The organism is Treponema putidum (assembly GCF_024401155.1).
Taxonomy (GTDB): Bacteria; Spirochaetota; Spirochaetia; order Treponematales; family Treponemataceae; genus Treponema_B; species Treponema_B putidum.
Genome location: NZ_CP038804.1, coordinates 131,536 through 149,657, shown reverse-complemented (window position 1 = coordinate 149,657; position 18,122 = coordinate 131,536). Strand labels below are relative to the sequence as shown.

Here is an 18,122-nt window from a genome sequence, read left to right as displayed (position 1 = left end):
GTAATCAGAAATTACAAAATATTTTTTTAAATTTTACTCATAAATTTTATTTTTTCATATAAATAGAATAGGAGGCATTAAATAAACACATGAAAAATGATGCAAATTTCAAAATAACCCTACGAAATGACTATGCTTTTAAGCGTATTTTTGGAACTGAGGAAAACACAGACATCCTACAAGATTTGCTTGACTGTATACTCGACATTCTACCTGAAAATATCGCAGGATTAGAACTTTTGGATAAGGAATTTCATAAAGAAATTTTGACCGAAAAACTAGGTATCTTGGATATAAAGTTAAGGCTAAAAGACGGAACAATTATCAATATTGAAATACAGAATAGGTGGAGAGGAGATTTTCCGGAAAGAAGTGTATATTATTGGTCAAAAATGTATAACGAAAGCATAAAACAAGGTCAAGACTATACAAATCTTTCGAAATGTATTACAATAAATTTGATAGGAAAAGGCTTTAATAAAAATAAGCGTTTTCACAATAAATATTTTGTTATGGAAAAAGATACAAAAGAGCCTTTATTTTCAAAACTTGAGATTCATATTATAAACCTTGAAACAGCAAAGCTTTTAGAAGAATCAAATTATACGGACAGTAAAACAAAACGTCTATTAAGCTGGCTGAAATTTATTGAAACAGACGATAGGGAGGTAAGAAAGATGTTGGCACAAAATTCCGAAATGATGAGAAAAGCAAATGCGGCTATTGAAATAATGAAAATGAGTCCTCGGGACAAATGGCTCTACGAATCCCGCATGAAATATGAACACGATATGGCATCAGAAAAACACGAAGGATATACAGAAGGCGCATACCAAACAAAACTCGAAATGGCAAAGAACTTACTTGATCTAGGTGTGGCACGCGAAGTCATTATTCAAGCAACAGGCTTAAAACAAGATGAACTAAACAATCTTTAATACAAGTCCATCTTGCAATCTTTAAAAAAAAGAAGTAAAATATCATCTCTATGGTAAAAATAAATTCTCTCAAGTTTAAATATCCGAATTCAAAAAAAGAAGTTTTAAAAAATATAAATTTGGAAGTAAAACAAGGAGACTATATTTCGATTGTGGGAGAAAACGGCTGCGGAAAAAGCACCCTTTTAAAGCTGATTTTAAAACTGTTAAAAATACAAAAAGGTGAAATTATTATCAATGCAAAAAGGATCGGCTATCTTCCGCAAAAAAAAGAAAATCTAAACGATTTTCCGATTACGCTTTTTGAACTTTTAAATTCCTATAGAAAAATATTAAAGATACGCGAAAGCGATTGTGCCCTAAAAGCCTTGGAAAGGGTGAATTTAATCGAATACAAAAACAGCCTTGCCGGAGAGCTTTCGGGAGGTCAGCTTCAAAAACTCTACATAGCCCGTGCCATTATCGGGGATCCCGACCTTTTAATTTTAGATGAACCTTCTACCGGAATAGATGTTCAGGGACAAAAAGAAATTTATTCTTTTGTAAAAGTTTTAAACACTAAAAAGGGGCTGACCGTCATTTCGGTTGACCATAATCTGGATGCGGCTATTTTTAATTCTACCAAAATATTTCATATAAAAAACGGAGAAGGCCATTTGTGTAATCCTAAACAATATACTTCGGAATTTTTTAATCCGAGCTTTGTTCAATTTAAACCAAGAGGGGAAAAATAAGATGCTTCAATACGGTTTTATGCAAAACGCCTTTATCGTTTCTTTTTTTATAGGAATCCTTTGCCCTTCAATCGGCTTATTTTTAGTACTCAGAAGATACTCCCTCATAGGGGACACACTTTCCCACAGTTCTCTTGCAGGCGTTACCCTCGCCCTCGCTTCAGGAATAAACCCGATACTTGGGGCCTTTATTTTTACGACTGCGGCAGGAGCTCTGATAGAAGCCCTGAGGAATGCTTTTAAAGAATACCAAGATTTAATCCTTTCGATAGTTTTATCATTGAGCGTCGGAATAGCCATTACCCTCATAAGCTCAGGAACCGTTAGAGCAAATGCCGAAACCTATTTATTCGGAAGCGTCTTAACCGTTTCTTATTCGGATTTGATTACAGTGATTGCTTTAAGTATTCTGTCATTGCTTACTTTGGGGCTAATGTATCACAAGATGGTGTACATAGCCCTCGATGAAGATATTGCAAAAATAATAGGAGTTAAGACAAGACTTATCAATTACTTATTTTCAGGTCTAACTGCGGCAACGATAGCCGTTTCATTAAAAATAGTGGGAATGTTGGTTTTAAGCTCGATGATAGCCCTCCCCGTCGCAACAGCCCTTCAATTAAAAATGAGCTTTAAAAAGACATTGATTTTTTCTATTTTGATAAGCGTTGCAGACATAATGCTCGGTCTGGTCTTGTCCTATCACCTAAATGTCGCTCCCGGCGGCTTTACAGCCCTAGTGTCGGTCATCGTTTTAATATTGACAATAGGAATAAATTTTTTTTTAAAGCATACTAAACGGAATAAGATGTCTACATAACAAAGGTAGAAAATAAACCACAAGCAAACAAGAAGTTGCGGAAAAAGGTAATTTAGTATATAATGTTAATTATGGAGGTGAATTATGTCTGATGCACTTACACAAGTTGAAAATCAAGTGCTTTCTTTTTCCTTAGCAGAACAGATTCGTCTTCTTACCTTTATTGCAAATAATGTAAATAAACAAACTTTTATGTTGGCAGAAGGAGAAGCCTTAAAGAAAATTAGAGAATCAAGTCTGGAAACCGTTTGGGAGAGTATAAAAAATGACTCGTGGTGATATTTATATGCTTGATTTCGGCATTCCGTCCGGGAGCGGGCCGGGAATGAGACGGCCGGTAGTAATAATACAGTCCGATAAAAATAATTTGAATAGTTTAAATACAACTTTATTTAAAATTTTCTATACGGGGAACGCACGGGCTTAGAGGCATCGCGGATAGTCCAGTCCTCAAGAGCTTCGCCGGAAAGACGCGGCATAAAGCGTTTTTCTTTTACGGTCTTCATTGAAGATCCGGCGCCTACAGATTCGTTCCACCAGTCGTATAAATGAACATTGGTCTTTACTCCAAAAAAATCGTGAGTTTTTTCAAGTGAAACGAAGCCGATTGGGTCATATTCATAAAATTTTAATTTTGCTTCCGCCGTATTAGGATGAATTTCATAAGGCAGCCATTTTTGCGGAATATAATTGTTTCCTATTATTTTTTTGTACTCGCTAGGCATTCCGTAGGTGTAAAGAAGTTTAGTGTGGGTATCAAGTGCGCACATTAAGTTATTAAGAGCGTTTTCAAAAAGACCGCCTTTAGCCGCATAAGCAGTAAATTTAAAAAAGATAAAACGTTCAAGGATTTTAGCTTCTGAAAGCTCATCATAAATAGGCAAATCAAAGGGATGGACGCCTTCTACCTTGTAATAAACTACATCGTTTATTTTATTTGTTATGCCTAAAAAAACCGAAGAACCCGGCACCTCAGTTTCACGGTATTTATAAGTTTTTCCTTTTTTTCCCCAGCCTTCATGAGGAAGGCAGGGTTCCCATTTAAACTTTGAGCTAAAAAGAATTTCAACTACCGGTGCCGACCCCTTTGAGGGCGAGGTAATTTTTGCCATGTGGATGAGGCAATCACCCAGCCTTACTTTTTCGTAAATGCAGTCGGGATTTTCAGGATCAGCTTTTATACTATTATCCTCTAAGTCCCCGGCCATTAGAAAATTCACAAAACAAAAGAGAAACAAAACGAAAAACTTTAAACTTAATTTTTTCATAAGATTCCTAAACTTGAAAAAAGCCGAAGGCTCACGAGGAGGCTTCGGCTTTTAAAATTTATTTCCAACTGATTGTATAAATTACCTTTACCGTACCTTTTGAGCGTGTACTGGCTTCATTCTCTCCACCATCGTCCATATTTTTATATTTTTTGTCTTCGTCATGTTTATAGCCGTTGTTATTAACCGTATACGTAATAACAAAGTCTTTTTCTTCGCCATCGGCAAGGGTAAAGTTTTCATCATAGGAGATCGTTACACGCTCCGGCTGATTAAGTTGTAGTGCAGCTGCATCTAAACGCCATGTTCCGGTAGTTTCGTTGTAGACAAGTTTAATGATGCTGTTATTATCTAAGGGCTGCTTGGGGTATACCGGTCCACCGCCAGCCGTTGTCCATTCCGATCGCCAATAATCAAGCCGGTTTGATTTTATCAGATAGGTTTTAAATACAATATCCATTTCTGAAAAATCAGAGAAATCCTTAGCTAGAACAAAATTATTATCTGCTTTATCCCCCCCTAGTTCTATGTAATCGTTCTCTTTCACATATTCACCGTATCCGCCGTCAAACCAACCGCCTGAACCGCTTCCTTCAAAGGGAAAGTCGTATTTCCATTGTATGTTGCCCGTATCGCCATTTGCATTTACCGTAACGGCAAGATCATGAGCAAAATGAGCACCGTCAATATATTTATGATTCTTATGATCTGCCCAACCTGCCGTTGACCACGACTGTAAACTTTCATTTTCAATTTTGGGTCTTATGGTAAGGCGCATCTTCGGCTCAAAAGAAACCGAAACGGCAGCATTTGCCGCTCCAACCGTTAATACGGCAAGGGTTTTATCAGCGTAGGGAACTTCGAAAGCAGCACCCGCACATTCCCAACCATTTATGATATACCTAGGTTTGGGTGTTGCAATAAATCTAATCTTTTCGCCTTTTTTTATGTATGTATCCGATTCGATAGATTTTCCGTTATGCAGGGCTGTAAGGAAACCGCCTTCATCGCCTGAGACCGAAAAACTTACACGGTATAAAGCTTCAACGGAAACCTTTACTATGGAGCTCTTTTTAATTGCTGTCTTATTTCCGTTTACTCCTGTATTTGTATTTGTAACCTCACAATAATAAAAGTCGTTATGCTCGGCAGATGTTTCAGGGGTAAATGTATAAGTTTCAGTGACGGCATCACTTATCGGTGAACCGGCATCAACTTCATTATCAGCCTTAAACCACTGATATGTTAGGTTTCCTCCATCAACGGATTCTGCAAGAACGGATAGACTTATTTCTTCAGAAGAACCGATAGCTATACTAATACTTTCGGGCTGCTTCAATATCTTAGGAGATTCGGCATCAATTATAATTTCTCCGCTGCCGGGAACTAAACGGAATTTAGCCTCTTCCGATTTAACCTCGGTAACTTTTCCATTAGCCGTATTTTCATTCTTTATTATGCAGTAACAATAAGCATCTATCTCGGCAGAAGTATCCGGTACATATATAGCTCCTACAGCTCCATCAATCTTTTCATCAGAAGAACCGTCTGCATTCAGTCTCTTATACCACTGATATGAAAGATTCTCTCCTTCGGGTGACGGAAGAACTCTAACCTCAAAGGAAACATTATCCCCTACATGAGCATATACGGAGGCAGGCTGCCCCATTATCATAGGTTCTGCAACGGTGTATTTAGGATTTATTTCAGTAGAAACTTCAGTCTTTTTTATCTCAATAGGATTTCTATAAGGTGAAAACCCCGCACCATTTGCTTTTTTTTCGGCAGGCTTTGTAAAAGCCGGATTTTCTTGGGCGTGATAATTACTTGCATTTATATTGTCTTTAATCCACTGGTACATTACAACACTACCATCTTCTTTTACATAGCCGACGGGGTCGGTCATATAAAACGGTTTTTTAAATTGGATGTGATCACCTATAGAAGCAGCAGCATAGTCAGTCCATTCCGTAGGGAGCTTGCTGCCGGCAATACTTTTTATCTTAGCCGGATCACTATAATAAAAAAGGAACTTGGAATAGCGATCCACACAGAACATGGAATTGTCGGCTTTTATCCCCATTGAAGCATCTGCGGTAAAACGGTAAAAATAGAATCGGTTATCATGAGGATTTGGTGCAAGTTCGGCATCGGTACCGTGTGCACTTCCTCGGTCTTTTCTAGTTTTATACCGGTAAATTTTTACATTGGAAATTGCTTTAAACCCGGAACCGATTGATGAAGGAATGTTTTCAACCATTTCGGGATTCCCGCTCCAGCTTCCGTCTTGGAACTTGTACGAGGCAATAATACCCGACATACTGGGCATATGTAATACCCACTCATCAAATTTTGAAGCAGGAAATTCATAATTCTCATTATAATAATCGAAGGGGTCAACATTTTCTATTATGTTATTTATTTTTACTACATATTTTTTATTCCCATTTTTATCTATAGGATTGTATAAAACTCCTGCACTTTTCTTTACGGTAATGTTCATTTCCCATGCTTGATATTTACCTTCCTTTGCCGCTACCGAAAGCTTTAAGGATATTATGTCTTCACTTCCAAACACTGCGGGTTTAGGACTTATTTCTGCAGGGATATAACCGAATTTCTTAAAGGATAAGACCACATCTTCGGGATTAAGACTTTGAGTATTTTCCGGAACAAGAGCGGTTTTTCCTATCTCAGCCTTTATACCTAGAACATACATTTCTAAAAGCTGCAAGGCCTCATCTTCGTCTTCGGATTTTGCTTCTCTTGTTACAGCAATAACTTTTTCAAAGTCCTTATACTGCCCCTTTTGCCCTTTAACCATTATTTTTATATTTACGGTATCATTTTCTTTTAATTCGACAGGCGAGTTTTCCACATCTACAGGTATAACCGTTTCATTTTCCCCATATTTAAATTTTGCCTCAATATTAGAAGGATCAATGGTACTATATTTATATGGGATACTAATATCCCCCTGCATAGCATCTATACCGCAAATTTTAAGGCTCTTCAATTCCAAATCATAGGGTTCGCTTTGTGTAATCTTTATAATTTTCTCAATAGAAGCATATTTCCCCTCATTATCCGCAACCTTTATTGTAATAGGTACCGTTTGACCTGAAACAAGAGGAGCCCCCTCTCCGTTTATTTTTACATCTACTAAAACAGGTTCCATCTTTGATAAGGAATTTACAGCCTTAACCTTTATATTATCGATAGAAACCTCTTCAACCGAAGAAGGAACTGTAACAATATAGGTCTTAGCTTTTGAAAATTTATTTAATCTATCGGCTTCATCAATGGGTGTTTCGGAAAGGACGGGGACAACAGGATTATCTGCAACAGATATTTCGGTTATATACATTGTCATTCCTATATCATCATTTACACGAGGATACCAAGAAGATCCCAAAGCAGGTTTACACGCGCTGAACAATGTCAAAACAAAGCCTGCAAATATAAGACCTGCAAACCTTTTTGTTAATTTAGTTTTTACAACACTTATGTTTTTCATATTTCACCTCACACCTTAAATAAAAGCCCCAGACTTATACCGAAGTCAAGGTTATTCATAAAAAATGACTTTATAGGATCCCGTTCAAAATTTACACCGACACCGTTTTTGTTACCATTAATAATTGCAGCTTTTTCTACCTTTTTAGGAAGAGCTACATATCCAGGCTTATAAACGGAATAAGACAAGTATCCGCCTATTGTCAAACCCATTGTAGAAATTATCGGCTGATTATATTCGATAGATAACTTTAAAAGAAGGCTTAAAGGATTCATTTTTTTCATCATAGATTCCGAAATATAAAGAGTTCCTGTCTCAGAGGAAAAATCAATATTTTCCGCCTTTAAAGCGGCAAGTTCTTCATCATTTAGATTAGTATAAAGCTCATAAGTGGGCTGCGGATCTGCCAGAATTTTTCCTCCTATGCCGAAACCTAAAACAAGTCTGTTCTTTAAAAGCATTGTTTTAAGGCTCGTCCCAAAAGTTATAACGGGTGACATATAGACACGGCAATATACTTCAATATCTTTTTTATAAGATTTTCCATCCGCTCCAGTAAATGGCTGCTGACTTGATCCCGAAATCTGGCCTGAAAAGCCCTGCCCTACACCTAGGTTAAAGGCGAGCCCAAGACCTCCGAAAATATTGTTATTTGTATAATTAAAGTATCTTTTCGAATCAAAAATATAGGTAAGTTCGGCATCTCCGTTCACAATAAAACCGGCCATACCTCGCATAAAATCGGCACCAAGATATTCTTTATCAGCCTCATTTATATGTGGATCAGTGTAAGAACCGGAAAAATTAGCTCTAAGACCCAGAGTAAAGCCTTCTTCAAAAGCAAAGGCCGAAAAACTTACAAACACAAACATAACCAAAAAAATAATTTTAATCGGTTTCATAAACACCTCAACTCTTGAATGATACAGTTTTTTTACTGAATGGTCAATATAAAATTAAGCATAAAATTTTCCCCGATGGACTTTTTTGCATTTTTAAGATAAAATATAAAAATATGGAACTTTTCTATCTTGCAAAAATAGGCGAAATTAACTTAAAAAAAGGGAATTTAAAAGACTTTGAAATTCGGCTTTCGCAGAATTTACGCAGCTATTTGCCCGAAGCTAGGCCCAATATACGCGTGCGAGCCGGAAGAATGTATGTAAGCGTCAAGCCCGAATTTAAAGAAAAAACCGAAGAAGCCCTAAATAAGCTGATAGGCATTACAGGCTGGGCCGAAGCCATTCCTGCCGAAAAAACTATTGAATCCATTACTGAAACAGCTAAAGCCGAAGCCGTAAAAGCCCGCAATGCGGGGGCTAAGACCTTTAAAATAGAATCCCGCCGCGGCGAAAAGACCTTTCCCCTAACCTCCTACGAAATTTCACGGGAAGTAGGAGGAGTAATCCACACTGAAGGGATTTTAAAAGTAGACGTTCATAATCCCGATATTGTAATTTCCATCGAAGTAAGAGAAAAGGCCTTTATCTACGGCCTTGAGCACAAGGGACGGAGGGGGCTTCCCTGCGGCTGTTCGGGAAGGGGACTTTTACTACTATCGGGAGGAATAGACTCCCCCGTTGCAGGCTTTAAAATGCTTACCCGCGGAATGAAGTTGGACTATATTTATTTTCACTCTTACCCTTATACTTCGCCCGAAGCCCAAGCTAAGGTTGAAAAACTGGCCGGCATTTTAGCCGATTACGGCCTCGGCGGATACCTCAACATCATTCCCTTTACAAAGGTTCAGCAGCAAATCAGAGAAAAAAGCCCCGAAGCCTATTTAACTTTGATGATGAGAATCTGCATGATGAAAATAGCAAATATGACGGCAAGGGGTATAAATTCCAAATGCCTTATCACCGGCGAAAGCCTTGCCCAGGTTGCAAGCCAAACGGTAGAAAACTTGACCGTAACCAATTCTTATGCCGAATTTCCTGTTTTTAGGCCTTTAATCGGACTCGATAAGGAAGAAATTACAATAAAAGCCAAGGAAATAGGCACCTACGAAACCTCAATCTTGCCGTACGAAGATTGCTGTGTTATGTTTTCACCCAAACATCCGATTTTATACTCAAACCTTAAAGATGCAGCCGAGATTTTCGATAGGATGGAAATAGACAGTCTTTTAGAAGAGGCCTATGCTCAACGAGAAGTAAAAAAGATGAGTTTTTAAAGATGATAAGTAACCTTGTTGACCTCCGAATCGAGAGAATTCATTGTATAAGTTCTCCGGCCGAAATGCTAAAAAAAATACCTGCATCCGATTATCTTTATTCTTTTATAGCCGAAGCCCGCAAAACAATCAGCGATATAATAAACGGAAGGGATAAGCGTTTTTTACTCATAGCCGGCCCCTGCTCGATTCACGACACGGAGGCAGCCGAGGATTATGCTATGCGCCTATTAGAGCTAAAAAAGAAATGCTCCGATTCTTTCTATATTATAATGCGCACCTACTTTGAAAAACCCAGAACCGTTTTAGGCTGGAGGGGTCTTATCGTGGAGCCTGAACTTGACGGTTTTATCAATATTGAAGGGGGAATTCAAAAGGCCAGAAAATTTTTGATTAAACTTGCCGAAATGGGTATTCCTGCCGCCTCCGAAACGGTAGACCCTATGATTCCCCAATACATTGCCGACCTCGTAAGCTGGGCTTCGATAGGTGCCCGCTCGGCCGAAAGTCAAATCCACAGAGAAATAGCTTCAGGGCTTTCAATGCCGGTCGGCTTTAAAAATACCACCTACGGAGACATAACGGCAGCAGTCAACGGAGTAATCGTTTCCCGCCTGCCCCATGCCTTTGTAGGCATTGCCCGGAACGGACTTTCGGCAATAATCCACACAACGGGAAATCCCGACACTCACTTGGTTTTAAGGGGAGGAATTTCAAAACCCAATTACAATAGAGAAGAAGTTGTAAAAGCCGCATCTCTTATGAAAGAAAAAATGCTTGAACCGAGCATAATAATAGACTGTTCCCACGGAAATTCGGGAAAAGACCCGAAAAAACAGATAGGCATCTTTGAAGAAAGTTTAAAACTCCGCTTCGATAAAAATGAGCCTCTTGACTATATCAGGGGCTGCATGATTGAAAGCTTTATCCAAGAAGGAAAAACATCGATCGAAAAAGCAAGGGAAAGCACCGAATACGGTAAATCCATAACCGATCCCTGTTTGGGCTGGGAAGAAACTAAAACCGAAATACTCCGTATTTATCAAGAATACCGAAATTGTTTTACAGACACAAACATCTTTACCTCTAATAAGGACAAAATGAATATCGAAATATACACCGATGGAGCCTGCTCCAACAACCCCGGCCCCGGAGGCTGGGCTTACATAATAGTAAACAAGGATTCAAAAGAAGAAATATGCAGAGAAAATGGAGGCGAAAGCTCTACCACCAATAACCGCATGGAACTCATGGCTGTTATAAGGGCATTAAAAAAGATAAAAGAGAAAGCATTCTTAGCAGGCAAATCCTGCGAAACCTTGAACTATGAAAGCATTTCAGTACATACCGATTCCCAATACGTACAGCAGGGTATAAGCTCGTGGATATTTAACTGGAAAAAAAATAATTGGAAGACGGCCTCAAAACAGCCCGTAAAAAACCAAGACCTTTGGCAAGAGCTGGATGCCCTTTCATCCCTGATTAAGCCGAGCTGGATTTGGGTAAGAGGCCACGCAGGAAATCCCTTAAACGAAGCCTGCGACCGGCTTGCGGTCGAGGCCTGCCAAAAAGTAAAGTAGTGCCCGGCCGGCAGCTAAATCCCGGCTTCGTCCAAAAGTTTTTTTAAGGCCGTAAGCTCATCCCTTGTAAGGGTAATACCCTTCCCCATTTTTTGGTGATCGGGTGACCAAGGCCTTATATCGAATTTAGGGTCCCGGCCGTTCCATGATACCTCGTTGAGTTCGGTCTTCCAACCGCCCTTCCCCTCGGAGATAGTTCCATAGCTTTTTATAATCTCAAATTTAAATTCGTCCTGATTATTCATCGGCAATCCTCCTTGTCTTTAAATATGAAGTAATATAATCGGTAAATGAAGCGAGCGATAAGATAACCGCTGCAAAATAAAGAAGCCAATTAAAATAAAGAATATATCGGGTAAAAGCCGGAGGTAAAAATGTGTAGATCCGTTCAAGTTTTAAAAACATTGAAACACTTGCTGCTATAATGTAAAGAACGGTCTTTGTTTTTCCGCCCATCTTGGCTCCTATCGTTATGCCTTCTCCGCGGGCCTTCATCCTCAAAAACATGATACCGAATTCGCGGTAAACTATAATTAAAAAGAAGGGAGCAAACAAAAAGCCGTCCATTAAAAAACAAAATAAAACGGTTACATTTGCAACCACATCCGCAAAGGGATCAAATATTTTTCCGAACTCATCCACCTGATTATGCAGCCTTGCATAATAGCCGTCCAAAAAATCGGTAAATTCCATAAAGATAAAAATCGGGATTATAATGAGGATAGTAATTTTAGGGCTTATAAAAGGAATCCAATCCGGCAGAAAATATAAAACATAGATTATGGGAGCCAGCACCAGCCTCGATGATGTAAAAATATTAGACAGCTTCATACCCTATATGATGTAGCTTTAATCTCTTTTTGTCAATAGGTAATTTCCGTATTGTATGTAGCAACTGCCTGTGCAATTATCCTATACACTTTTTTTTATAAATATGATATACTAGCATCCCTATTTCACATAAAAGGAGACTTTATGCGCGCTTTTTTTAAGCTCTCTCCGGTCTTATTGCTTGCAGGTTTGATGATGATTTCAAACATAGAATCTTTTTCAACTGCTTTAGGATTTAAGCTGGACATTTTAATCATAGCCCCCATAGCCGTAATCTACGCTTCCATAGTCGCTATGATAACCGAAAAATTCAAATTCAATGATATTTTAAACTCTGCCATAGACAATGTTAAGGAAATGCAGTTGGTGTTTTTTATCCTTATGTTTGCCTATGCTATGGCTGATGCCTTTATGTCCACAGGAGTCGGAGCTTCCATTATTACCTTAAGCCTACATATAGGAATTTCCGCCAGAACTGTAGCCCTTGTTGCTTTTTTGGTTTCCTCAGTATTGTCGGTTGCAACCGGAACCTCATGGGGAACCTTTGCAGCATGTGCTCCCATTTTCTTGTGGATGACCCACATTTTAAACGGAAACATGGTTTTAAGCATTGCAGCAATTGCAGGCGGCTCATGTTTCGGCGATAATCTAGGGCTTATTTCAGACACAACAGTCGTAAGCTCAGGCATTCATAGGGTTGAAGTTACCCACCGTATGAAAAATCAAGGGCTTTGGTCGCTTATGTGTTTGATTCTGTCAGGAGTTTTATTTTTAATTGCCGGCTTAAGCCTTCCCGGTGATGCTGTAAGCCCTCAAAAGGCCATAGAGGCTATTCCGCAGGATGTTTGGGCAAAATTAGCCGAAGAAAAGCCTGTTGCAGTAGACCTCCTCTATCAAGTACAAAACGGAGTCCCCATTTACATGGTAATTCCGCTCATTTTGGTTATAGGAATTGCTTTAATGGGCTACTCTACCCTTCTTTGCCTTGGCGCAGGTATCGTTTCATGCTTTATCTTAGGCCGCTTTGCAGGAACGGTTTCGGGTCTTCTTGCCTTTTTTGACATAGTGTATAACGGCTTTGTAGGGGCAGGTTCATGGGTTATCATAATGATGATGTGGGTAGCGGCCTTCGGCGGAATTATGTCGAAGATGGATGCCTTTAGACCTCTGTCAAACCTTGCCGTAAAACTTTCCCGAAACGTAAGACAGCTGATGTTCTGGAACGGTATTATTTCTTTATTAGGAAACGCAGCCCTTGCCGACGAGATGGCTCAAATAGTTACCGTCGGCCCGATTATAAGGGACATTACTGAAGAAAACGTAGAAGGCGATGAAAAGGATCTTTATTCTTTAAAATTGAGAAATGCAACCTTCTCCTCAGCCCTCGGCATCTTCGGTTCCCAGCTAATTCCTTGGCATGTTTATTTAAGCTTTTTTATAGGCATCGCCGGTACGGTATATCCTCTTTATCAATTCAGTCAGACACAGATAATAAAGTATAACTTTATGGCCCATATTTCGGTTATAACCATTCTGTTATTTACCCTCTTCGGTATCGACAGAATCTTCCCCAAATTCGGCATCGCAAGCGAACCGAAAGTAAGGTTGAAGAAAAGGTAAGATAAAACAAAAAAGCTGCACTGAGGGTAAAACACAGTGCAGTTTGAAAAATCCGGTAAAAAGTGATGATGATTCGGCTTCATTTAAAATTGACGGAGAGCTTGTCATTCTTGCACATATGCCGGCACCGATACTTTCTAAAGAATTTGAATCCATAATGATAATCAACCTTTCTTTAAAAACCGCAGGAAGAATTAAGTCAGGCTACAGATAAACCGCTTCTCTTTCTGCAGCAATTTCTACATAGTTATTATTTCCGGAGTCTAAATAACTTGTTTCATCATAATCCGTTTTGTTAAATTCCGGTCCATCAGAATCCATTAGATTGTCGGCCCAAAGCTCGCATTGGATCATAACGGTTTGAACTGCGTCTTCCATACCTTCGGGCGGATATTTATGTTTTTTTAGAAGTCTTTTAATGAGCATACGCATACGAGCCCGTGCACTCTCTCTTATTTGCCAATCTACGGCTTTATTTTTGCGCAGGGTTTCGGTAAGCTCCTTTGTTATTGCAATCAGTTCTTCGTTTTGATAGAAATCTTTTATAGCCTGAGGTTTTGTAAGAGCATCGTAGAAGGCTGCCTCTTCGGCACTTAAGCCCAGGTCTTGGCCTTCTTTTTCGGCACTTATAATTTGCTTGGCAAGTTTCAGCATTTCGGCTATAACTTCTTCATTTGTGATAAGCCCGTTTAAGTATGAGTTAACGGTTCTCTGCATTATCTCGCTGAATTTTTCGGACTTAACTACATTGCTTCTTCGATAAATTCTTACTTGTTCTGCAATGAGCCTTTTTAATAATTCAACGGCTAAATTTCTTTCCTTCATCTTGGAAATTTCTTCAAGAAACTTGGGAGAAAAAAGAGAGAATTTTTCTTTAATGTCCGAAAAGAGGTTTATAACGCCCTCGCTTTTTATGCTCTGTTTTAAAAGCGAGTTTATGCGTTCATTCATTTCAGGTAACGAAATCTTTTTACCGCTTCCTTCATTTGTAAGCCTTGAAAGGAAGACTCTAACCGATTCAAAAAAGGCAGCCTCAAAGCGCAAATTTTCTTCAACTACGGATGAACAAAGAGATAAGGCCTGCCTCATCATAAGAGCTTCTTTTATAAAGATATTTTTTTCTTCTTCTTTTTCTTGGGCAAGTATAAAGTTGACGGCACCGCTTATTGACCTTGCCCTTTCAAGATCGCTTCCTTTCATAAAACTTGAATAATCATAACCATGAAACATATCCTTACATATAGAAAGTTTTTCAAGGAAGGTCGGATAGGCAGCGGTTAAAATGTCGGTATTACCGTAATTATTTTTGTCTCGGTTTGTATAATCGTTCATAGCCTGCTTTAAGGCACCTGCTATTCCCACATAATCGACAATGAGACCGCCTTCTTTATCTTGAAATACGCGGTTGACTCTGGCGATAGCCTGCATAAGATTATGTCCGGCCATAAGTTTATATATGTACATAGTGGCAAGGGAAGGAACATCGAACCCTGTCAGCCACATATCTACTACGATTGCAATTTTTAAAGGACTTTTATTATCTTTAAATTCTTTTGCTAATTTATCCCTGTGATTTTTGTTCCCGATAATCTCTCTCCACTCTTCGGCATCGGTATTTGCAGAGGTCATAACAACGGCAACTTTTTCTTTCCATCCGGGACGAAACTCCAAGATCTTTTTGTAAATTTTCATAGCTATTGAACGGGTATAAGCGACAATCATGGCCTTACCCGTAAGAAGATGAGCTCTGTTATTTTCATAATGAAAGAGTATATCGTTTACAAGGGAGTCTATAGTTTCATCATTGCCCAAGAGCACCTCCATCTTGCCAAGCTCATGCTTACTTTTCTCGATAACTTCTTCATCGGCATTTTTAGCCATGAGGTCATATTCTTCATCTATCAGCTGCAAAGTTTTTTTATCAAGTTTAAGTTTGATAACCCGGCTTTCATAGTACACAGGGCGGGTTGCTCCATCTTCTACTGCTTGAGTCATATCATAAATATCGATGTAGTCGCCGAATACTTCTCGGGTACTTCTGTCAGCAGCGGAAATAGGAGTGCCGGTAAAACCTATATAACTCGCATTTGGAAGACTGTTCCTAATAATACGGGCAGTGCCTATAACTCTTTTTGCGACTTCCTCTCCGGCCTTATTTTTTGTTATTTTAATTTGCTCGGTAAGTCCGTATTGTCCTCGATGGGCTTCATCAGCCATAACAACTATATTCCGCCTTTCTGAAAGAGCCTCGGCAGATTCTTCAAACTTTTGCATCGTTGTAAAGATTATTCCGTTTGCCTTTCTTCCGGCAAGAAGTTTTTTTAAATCCTTCCTGCTTTCAGCCTGTATAGGTTCTTGACGTAAAAATTCTTTGCACTTAAGAAATTGACCATAAAGCTGATCATCAAGATCATTTCTATCCGTAATAACTACAATTGTCGGACTTTCCAAGGCTTCCTGTAATAGGTGTGCATAAAACACCATGGACAGAGATTTCCCGCTGCCTTGGGTATGCCAAAAAACTCCGCCTTTTCCGTTACTGTGTGCAGCCTTTTTGGTAGAAAAAACAGCCTTTCGCACTGCAAAATATTGGTGGTAGCCTGCAAGAATTTTAAAAGTTTGTAAACCTTCGTTTGAAAAGCAGATAAAGTTTTTTATAATATCAAGCAGTCTTTCTTTTTGAAAAAGGCCTTCAAAAAAGGTATCAAATTGGGCATATTGAGTGTTTTCGTAACTGCCGTCTTTTGTTTTCCATTCCATAAAGCGGTCTTCGCCTGAAGTTATGGTTCCGGCCTTTGAAGTCAACTGATCGCTCATAACACAGATTGCGTTGTAGATAAACATTGAAGGTATTTCGGTCATATAATTGCGGATTTGGCGGTACGCATCCGAAGCATCAGTTTCTTCCCGTGAAGGAGACTTTAGTTCCATCAATACTATAGGAAGACCGTTTAAAAATAAAATTATATCGGGACGTTTATTGCTGTTTTCGGTAAAGGTCCATTGATTGGCAATTATAAAGGAATTGTTTTGAGGGTTTTTATAATCAGCTAGATATACAATTCCCGATCTTGTTTCATTTTTATCAAGATAATGTACAGGTATGCCGTTTTGAAGATAGTCGGTAAAAATTTCATTTTTATGAGCTAACTCACCGTTTTCAAAATGTTTTAATTTAAAAAGAGCATTCTGTATTGCCTCCTTTGGAAGCTTTTTATTTAAGCGGTAAAGGCAATCTTCTAAAACCGAATCATATAGGGGACTGGAAAAATTACGCTCGACATCGGGGCCGTAAACATAATTATATCCTAAATTATTTCTAAACAGCTCAATAATTGAATTTTCATAATCGTTTTCGGTAAATGATGTCGACATATCGGTTCCTCTATAGATTTAACATTTGTTTTATTTTATTGATATTATCATTATCAAAAATCTCATCAAAATAATCTTTATCTATATCCTTTACAACACTTTCATAAAATTGTTTTACATCAGTATCTGTCAAAATATATGCTACCTGTCTATTTGTCAAAGCTATATCTAACAGCTTATTTGTTTGTTCCGGTGACCATGAGTTTATTTCACGCAATTGAGAGATTATTGAATGCGTATTAGCAAAACTTCTACTTTCTTCAAGGCTATTAATTAAAACATCCTTATTCTTATCCTCTTGAGTAATATTTCTTGTTTCTACAGCTTTTTCATCCACACATTCGAAATGTAAATCTTGAAGGAGCTCATTAGATTGGGTACGGTCAATAATCATTTTAATCAACATTTCTAATTTTGAATCTTCACTATAATCGGCAGGAACAAAGTACTTTATTCTATTTTCATCAAGCATTCGGAATACTTTTGATTTATCCTTAGTTTCGGCATTGTAAACACCAATTGAATGTCCCCCATTTATATTTACAAGCTTCATACATGGTATATCAGTATCGCTATCACCTATATAAACAATATTTCTAAAAGGTACTCTATATTCCTTTGGTTCAAAATGAGAATTAATTCTTTGATCATTTACATCTAAAACACCTTTTTCGATTCGAAATAAAAATTGTGTCTTGTTGGTATAATTTACAGCTTGAGCCGGCCAAACAGCAACATTATCAGAATCATAATAAAAAGAACTTGCATATATCTTTTTAAATTTATTTGCAACTACCGTTCCTTCTATCATTTCTTTAAGCCCTGATGAAATTATATAATGCTCAACTTTAACATTTTTCTTATTTCCATAGTCATTTATTCTATCAAACCATGTATCTACGCCAGGAAAGAGCGTTACTTTAGAACCATAGTCCTTTAATTTATCCTTTGTAAATAAAACTTTTCCTCTTGACTTCTTAGACATTAAATACATATAGGCTAAATTTTGATCCATTTCATTGTCTGCGGCAAGCTTGTTGGATTCTTCCCAAAAATCTTGGACTTGATAATTGATAGATTGGATATAACCTTGAGCTTGCATATCATCTGGTGACAAAGTTTTATCAAAATCATAGCAAATTGCCAAAATAGGATTTTTCTCTTTAGCTTCATAAGCGTAATCATAATTCTGCATATAGTTATTAACCTTAGATTTAAGATTATAACCTTTTATCGATAAATTGCCAAGTCAGATAAAGCAGT

General features: G+C 38.2%; 16 protein-coding genes and 1 pseudogene. 10 read left to right on the top strand and 7 right to left on the bottom strand.

The genetic code is table 11. The features are described from left to right. Positions 1-89: 89 nt before the first annotated feature. The 5 genes from E4N74_RS00705 to E4N74_RS00685 all read left to right on the top strand — a co-directional run bounded on the left by E4N74_RS00705 (position 90) and on the right by E4N74_RS00685 (position 2,919). On the top strand, positions 90-938 hold the full coding sequence (locus E4N74_RS00705; RefSeq protein WP_044978615.1) for an Rpn family recombination-promoting nuclease/putative transposase: 849 nt from the start codon (positions 90-92) through the stop codon (positions 936-938). A 50-nt stretch (positions 939-988) separates the two neighbouring features. Next, positions 989-1,672, top strand: coding sequence for a metal ABC transporter ATP-binding protein (locus E4N74_RS00700; protein ID WP_255818344.1), 684 nt, complete (start codon positions 989-991; stop codon positions 1,670-1,672). Between the two features lies 1 nt (position 1,673). Beyond that, positions 1,674-2,492 (top strand): metal ABC transporter permease, encoded by an 819-nt coding sequence (locus E4N74_RS00695; protein WP_044978613.1) that lies wholly within the window; start codon positions 1,674-1,676, stop codon positions 2,490-2,492. An 84-nt stretch (positions 2,493-2,576) separates the two neighbouring features. After that, positions 2,577-2,771 (top strand): hypothetical protein, encoded by a 195-nt coding sequence (locus E4N74_RS00690; protein ID WP_044978612.1) that lies wholly within the window; start codon positions 2,577-2,579, stop codon positions 2,769-2,771. After that, a complete protein-coding gene (locus tag E4N74_RS00685) occupies positions 2,758-2,919 on the top strand; it encodes a type II toxin-antitoxin system PemK/MazF family toxin (RefSeq protein ID WP_338113373.1) in 162 nt (53 codons plus the stop codon). The genes E4N74_RS00690 and E4N74_RS00685 overlap by 14 nt, the downstream gene beginning before the upstream one ends. Here the strand turns inward: E4N74_RS00685 and E4N74_RS00680 are convergent. The 3 genes from E4N74_RS00680 to E4N74_RS00670 are packed head-to-tail and all read right to left on the bottom strand — an operon-like array spanning position 2,885 to position 8,179. After that, on the bottom strand, positions 2,885-3,760 hold the full coding sequence (locus tag E4N74_RS00680; protein WP_255818342.1) for a hypothetical protein: 876 nt from the start codon (positions 3,758-3,760) through the stop codon (positions 2,885-2,887). The genes E4N74_RS00685 and E4N74_RS00680 overlap by 35 nt on opposite strands. 58 nt (positions 3,761-3,818) lie before the next feature. Further along, the gene (locus E4N74_RS00675; RefSeq protein ID WP_255818340.1) at positions 3,819-7,277 is read right to left on the bottom strand and encodes an immunoglobulin domain-containing protein; all 3,459 of its coding nucleotides are present in this window, start codon (positions 7,275-7,277) and stop codon (positions 3,819-3,821) included. A gap of 8 nt (positions 7,278-7,285) precedes the next feature. Continuing rightward, the gene (locus E4N74_RS00670; RefSeq protein ID WP_044978609.1) at positions 7,286-8,179 is read right to left on the bottom strand and encodes a hypothetical protein; all 894 of its coding nucleotides are present in this window, start codon (positions 8,177-8,179) and stop codon (positions 7,286-7,288) included. A gap of 113 nt (positions 8,180-8,292) precedes the next feature. On the opposite strand from E4N74_RS00670, the gene thiI reads away from it, so the two are divergent. The 3 genes and pseudogenes from thiI to rnhA all read left to right on the top strand — a co-directional run bounded on the left by thiI (position 8,293) and on the right by rnhA (position 11,033). Then, the gene (gene thiI / locus E4N74_RS00665) at positions 8,293-9,453 is read left to right on the top strand and encodes a tRNA uracil 4-sulfurtransferase ThiI (RefSeq protein WP_044978608.1); all 1,161 of its coding nucleotides are present in this window, start codon (positions 8,293-8,295) and stop codon (positions 9,451-9,453) included. A gap of 2 nt (positions 9,454-9,455) precedes the next feature. Further along, positions 9,456-10,508 (top strand): annotated as a pseudogene (locus E4N74_RS00660) (3-deoxy-7-phosphoheptulonate synthase); the annotation flags it as partial. A gap of 45 nt (positions 10,509-10,553) precedes the next feature. After that, complete coding sequence (gene rnhA, locus E4N74_RS00655) at positions 10,554-11,033, top strand: ribonuclease HI (protein ID WP_044979732.1); 480 nt, start codon at positions 10,554-10,556, stop codon at positions 11,031-11,033. A gap of 14 nt (positions 11,034-11,047) precedes the next feature. Here rnhA and E4N74_RS00650 read toward each other — a convergent pair whose 3' ends face one another. After that, complete coding sequence (locus tag E4N74_RS00650) at positions 11,048-11,278, bottom strand: YdbC family protein (RefSeq protein ID WP_255818297.1); 231 nt, start codon at positions 11,276-11,278, stop codon at positions 11,048-11,050. After that, positions 11,271-11,864: a CDP-diacylglycerol--glycerol-3-phosphate 3-phosphatidyltransferase gene (gene pgsA, locus E4N74_RS00645; RefSeq protein ID WP_044978606.1), complete on the bottom strand. Its 594-nt coding sequence runs from the start codon at positions 11,862-11,864 to the stop codon at positions 11,271-11,273. The genes E4N74_RS00650 and pgsA overlap by 8 nt, the downstream gene beginning before the upstream one ends. Before the next feature lie 144 nt (positions 11,865-12,008). Between pgsA and E4N74_RS00640 the strand changes: the two genes are divergently transcribed. After that, positions 12,009-13,484, top strand: coding sequence for a Na+/H+ antiporter NhaC family protein (locus E4N74_RS00640; protein ID WP_044978605.1), 1,476 nt, complete (start codon positions 12,009-12,011; stop codon positions 13,482-13,484). A 43-nt stretch (positions 13,485-13,527) separates the two neighbouring features. Then, a complete protein-coding gene (locus E4N74_RS00635) occupies positions 13,528-13,698 on the top strand; it encodes a hypothetical protein (RefSeq protein ID WP_158506575.1) in 171 nt (56 codons plus the stop codon). Here the strand turns inward: E4N74_RS00635 and E4N74_RS00630 are convergent. Continuing rightward, the gene (locus E4N74_RS00630) at positions 13,689-16,859 is read right to left on the bottom strand and encodes a type I restriction endonuclease subunit R (RefSeq protein WP_044978604.1); all 3,171 of its coding nucleotides are present in this window, start codon (positions 16,857-16,859) and stop codon (positions 13,689-13,691) included. The two genes, E4N74_RS00635 and E4N74_RS00630, sit on opposite strands and share 10 nt — an antisense overlap. 10 nt (positions 16,860-16,869) lie before the next feature. Beyond that, positions 16,870-18,054, bottom strand: coding sequence for an HAD family hydrolase (locus E4N74_RS00625; RefSeq protein WP_044978603.1), 1,185 nt, complete (start codon positions 18,052-18,054; stop codon positions 16,870-16,872). Positions 18,055-18,122: the final 68 nt, after the last annotated feature.

Excerpts from the sequence above, each read along its gene's own strand:
- E4N74_RS00705 (WP_044978615.1), top strand. The coding sequence starts at position 90 with ATGAAAAATGATGCAAATTTCAAAATAACCCTACGAAATGACTATGCT.
- E4N74_RS00700 (WP_255818344.1), top strand. The coding sequence starts at position 989 with ATGGTAAAAATAAATTCTCTCAAGTTTAAATATCCGAATTCAAAAAAA.
- E4N74_RS00695 (WP_044978613.1), top strand. The coding sequence starts at position 1,674 with ATGCTTCAATACGGTTTTATGCAAAACGCCTTTATCGTTTCTTTTTTT.
- E4N74_RS00690 (WP_044978612.1), top strand. The coding sequence starts at position 2,577 with ATGTCTGATGCACTTACACAAGTTGAAAATCAAGTGCTTTCTTTTTCC.
- E4N74_RS00685 (WP_338113373.1), top strand. The coding sequence starts at position 2,758 with ATGACTCGTGGTGATATTTATATGCTTGATTTCGGCATTCCGTCCGGG.
- E4N74_RS00680 (WP_255818342.1), bottom strand. The coding sequence starts at position 3,760 with ATGAAAAAATTAAGTTTAAAGTTTTTCGTTTTGTTTCTCTTTTGTTTT.
- E4N74_RS00675 (WP_255818340.1), bottom strand. The coding sequence starts at position 7,277 with ATGAAAAACATAAGTGTTGTAAAAACTAAATTAACAAAAAGGTTTGCA.
- E4N74_RS00670 (WP_044978609.1), bottom strand. The coding sequence starts at position 8,179 with ATGAAACCGATTAAAATTATTTTTTTGGTTATGTTTGTGTTTGTAAGT.
- thiI (WP_044978608.1), top strand. The coding sequence starts at position 8,293 with ATGGAACTTTTCTATCTTGCAAAAATAGGCGAAATTAACTTAAAAAAA.
- rnhA (WP_044979732.1), top strand. The coding sequence starts at position 10,554 with ATGAATATCGAAATATACACCGATGGAGCCTGCTCCAACAACCCCGGC.
- E4N74_RS00650 (WP_255818297.1), bottom strand. The coding sequence starts at position 11,278 with ATGAATAATCAGGACGAATTTAAATTTGAGATTATAAAAAGCTATGGA.
- pgsA (WP_044978606.1), bottom strand. The coding sequence starts at position 11,864 with ATGAAGCTGTCTAATATTTTTACATCATCGAGGCTGGTGCTGGCTCCC.
- E4N74_RS00640 (WP_044978605.1), top strand. The coding sequence starts at position 12,009 with ATGCGCGCTTTTTTTAAGCTCTCTCCGGTCTTATTGCTTGCAGGTTTG.
- E4N74_RS00630 (WP_044978604.1), bottom strand. The coding sequence starts at position 16,859 with ATGTCGACATCATTTACCGAAAACGATTATGAAAATTCAATTATTGAG.
- E4N74_RS00625 (WP_044978603.1), bottom strand. The coding sequence starts at position 18,054 with ATGCAGAATTATGATTACGCTTATGAAGCTAAAGAGAAAAATCCTATT.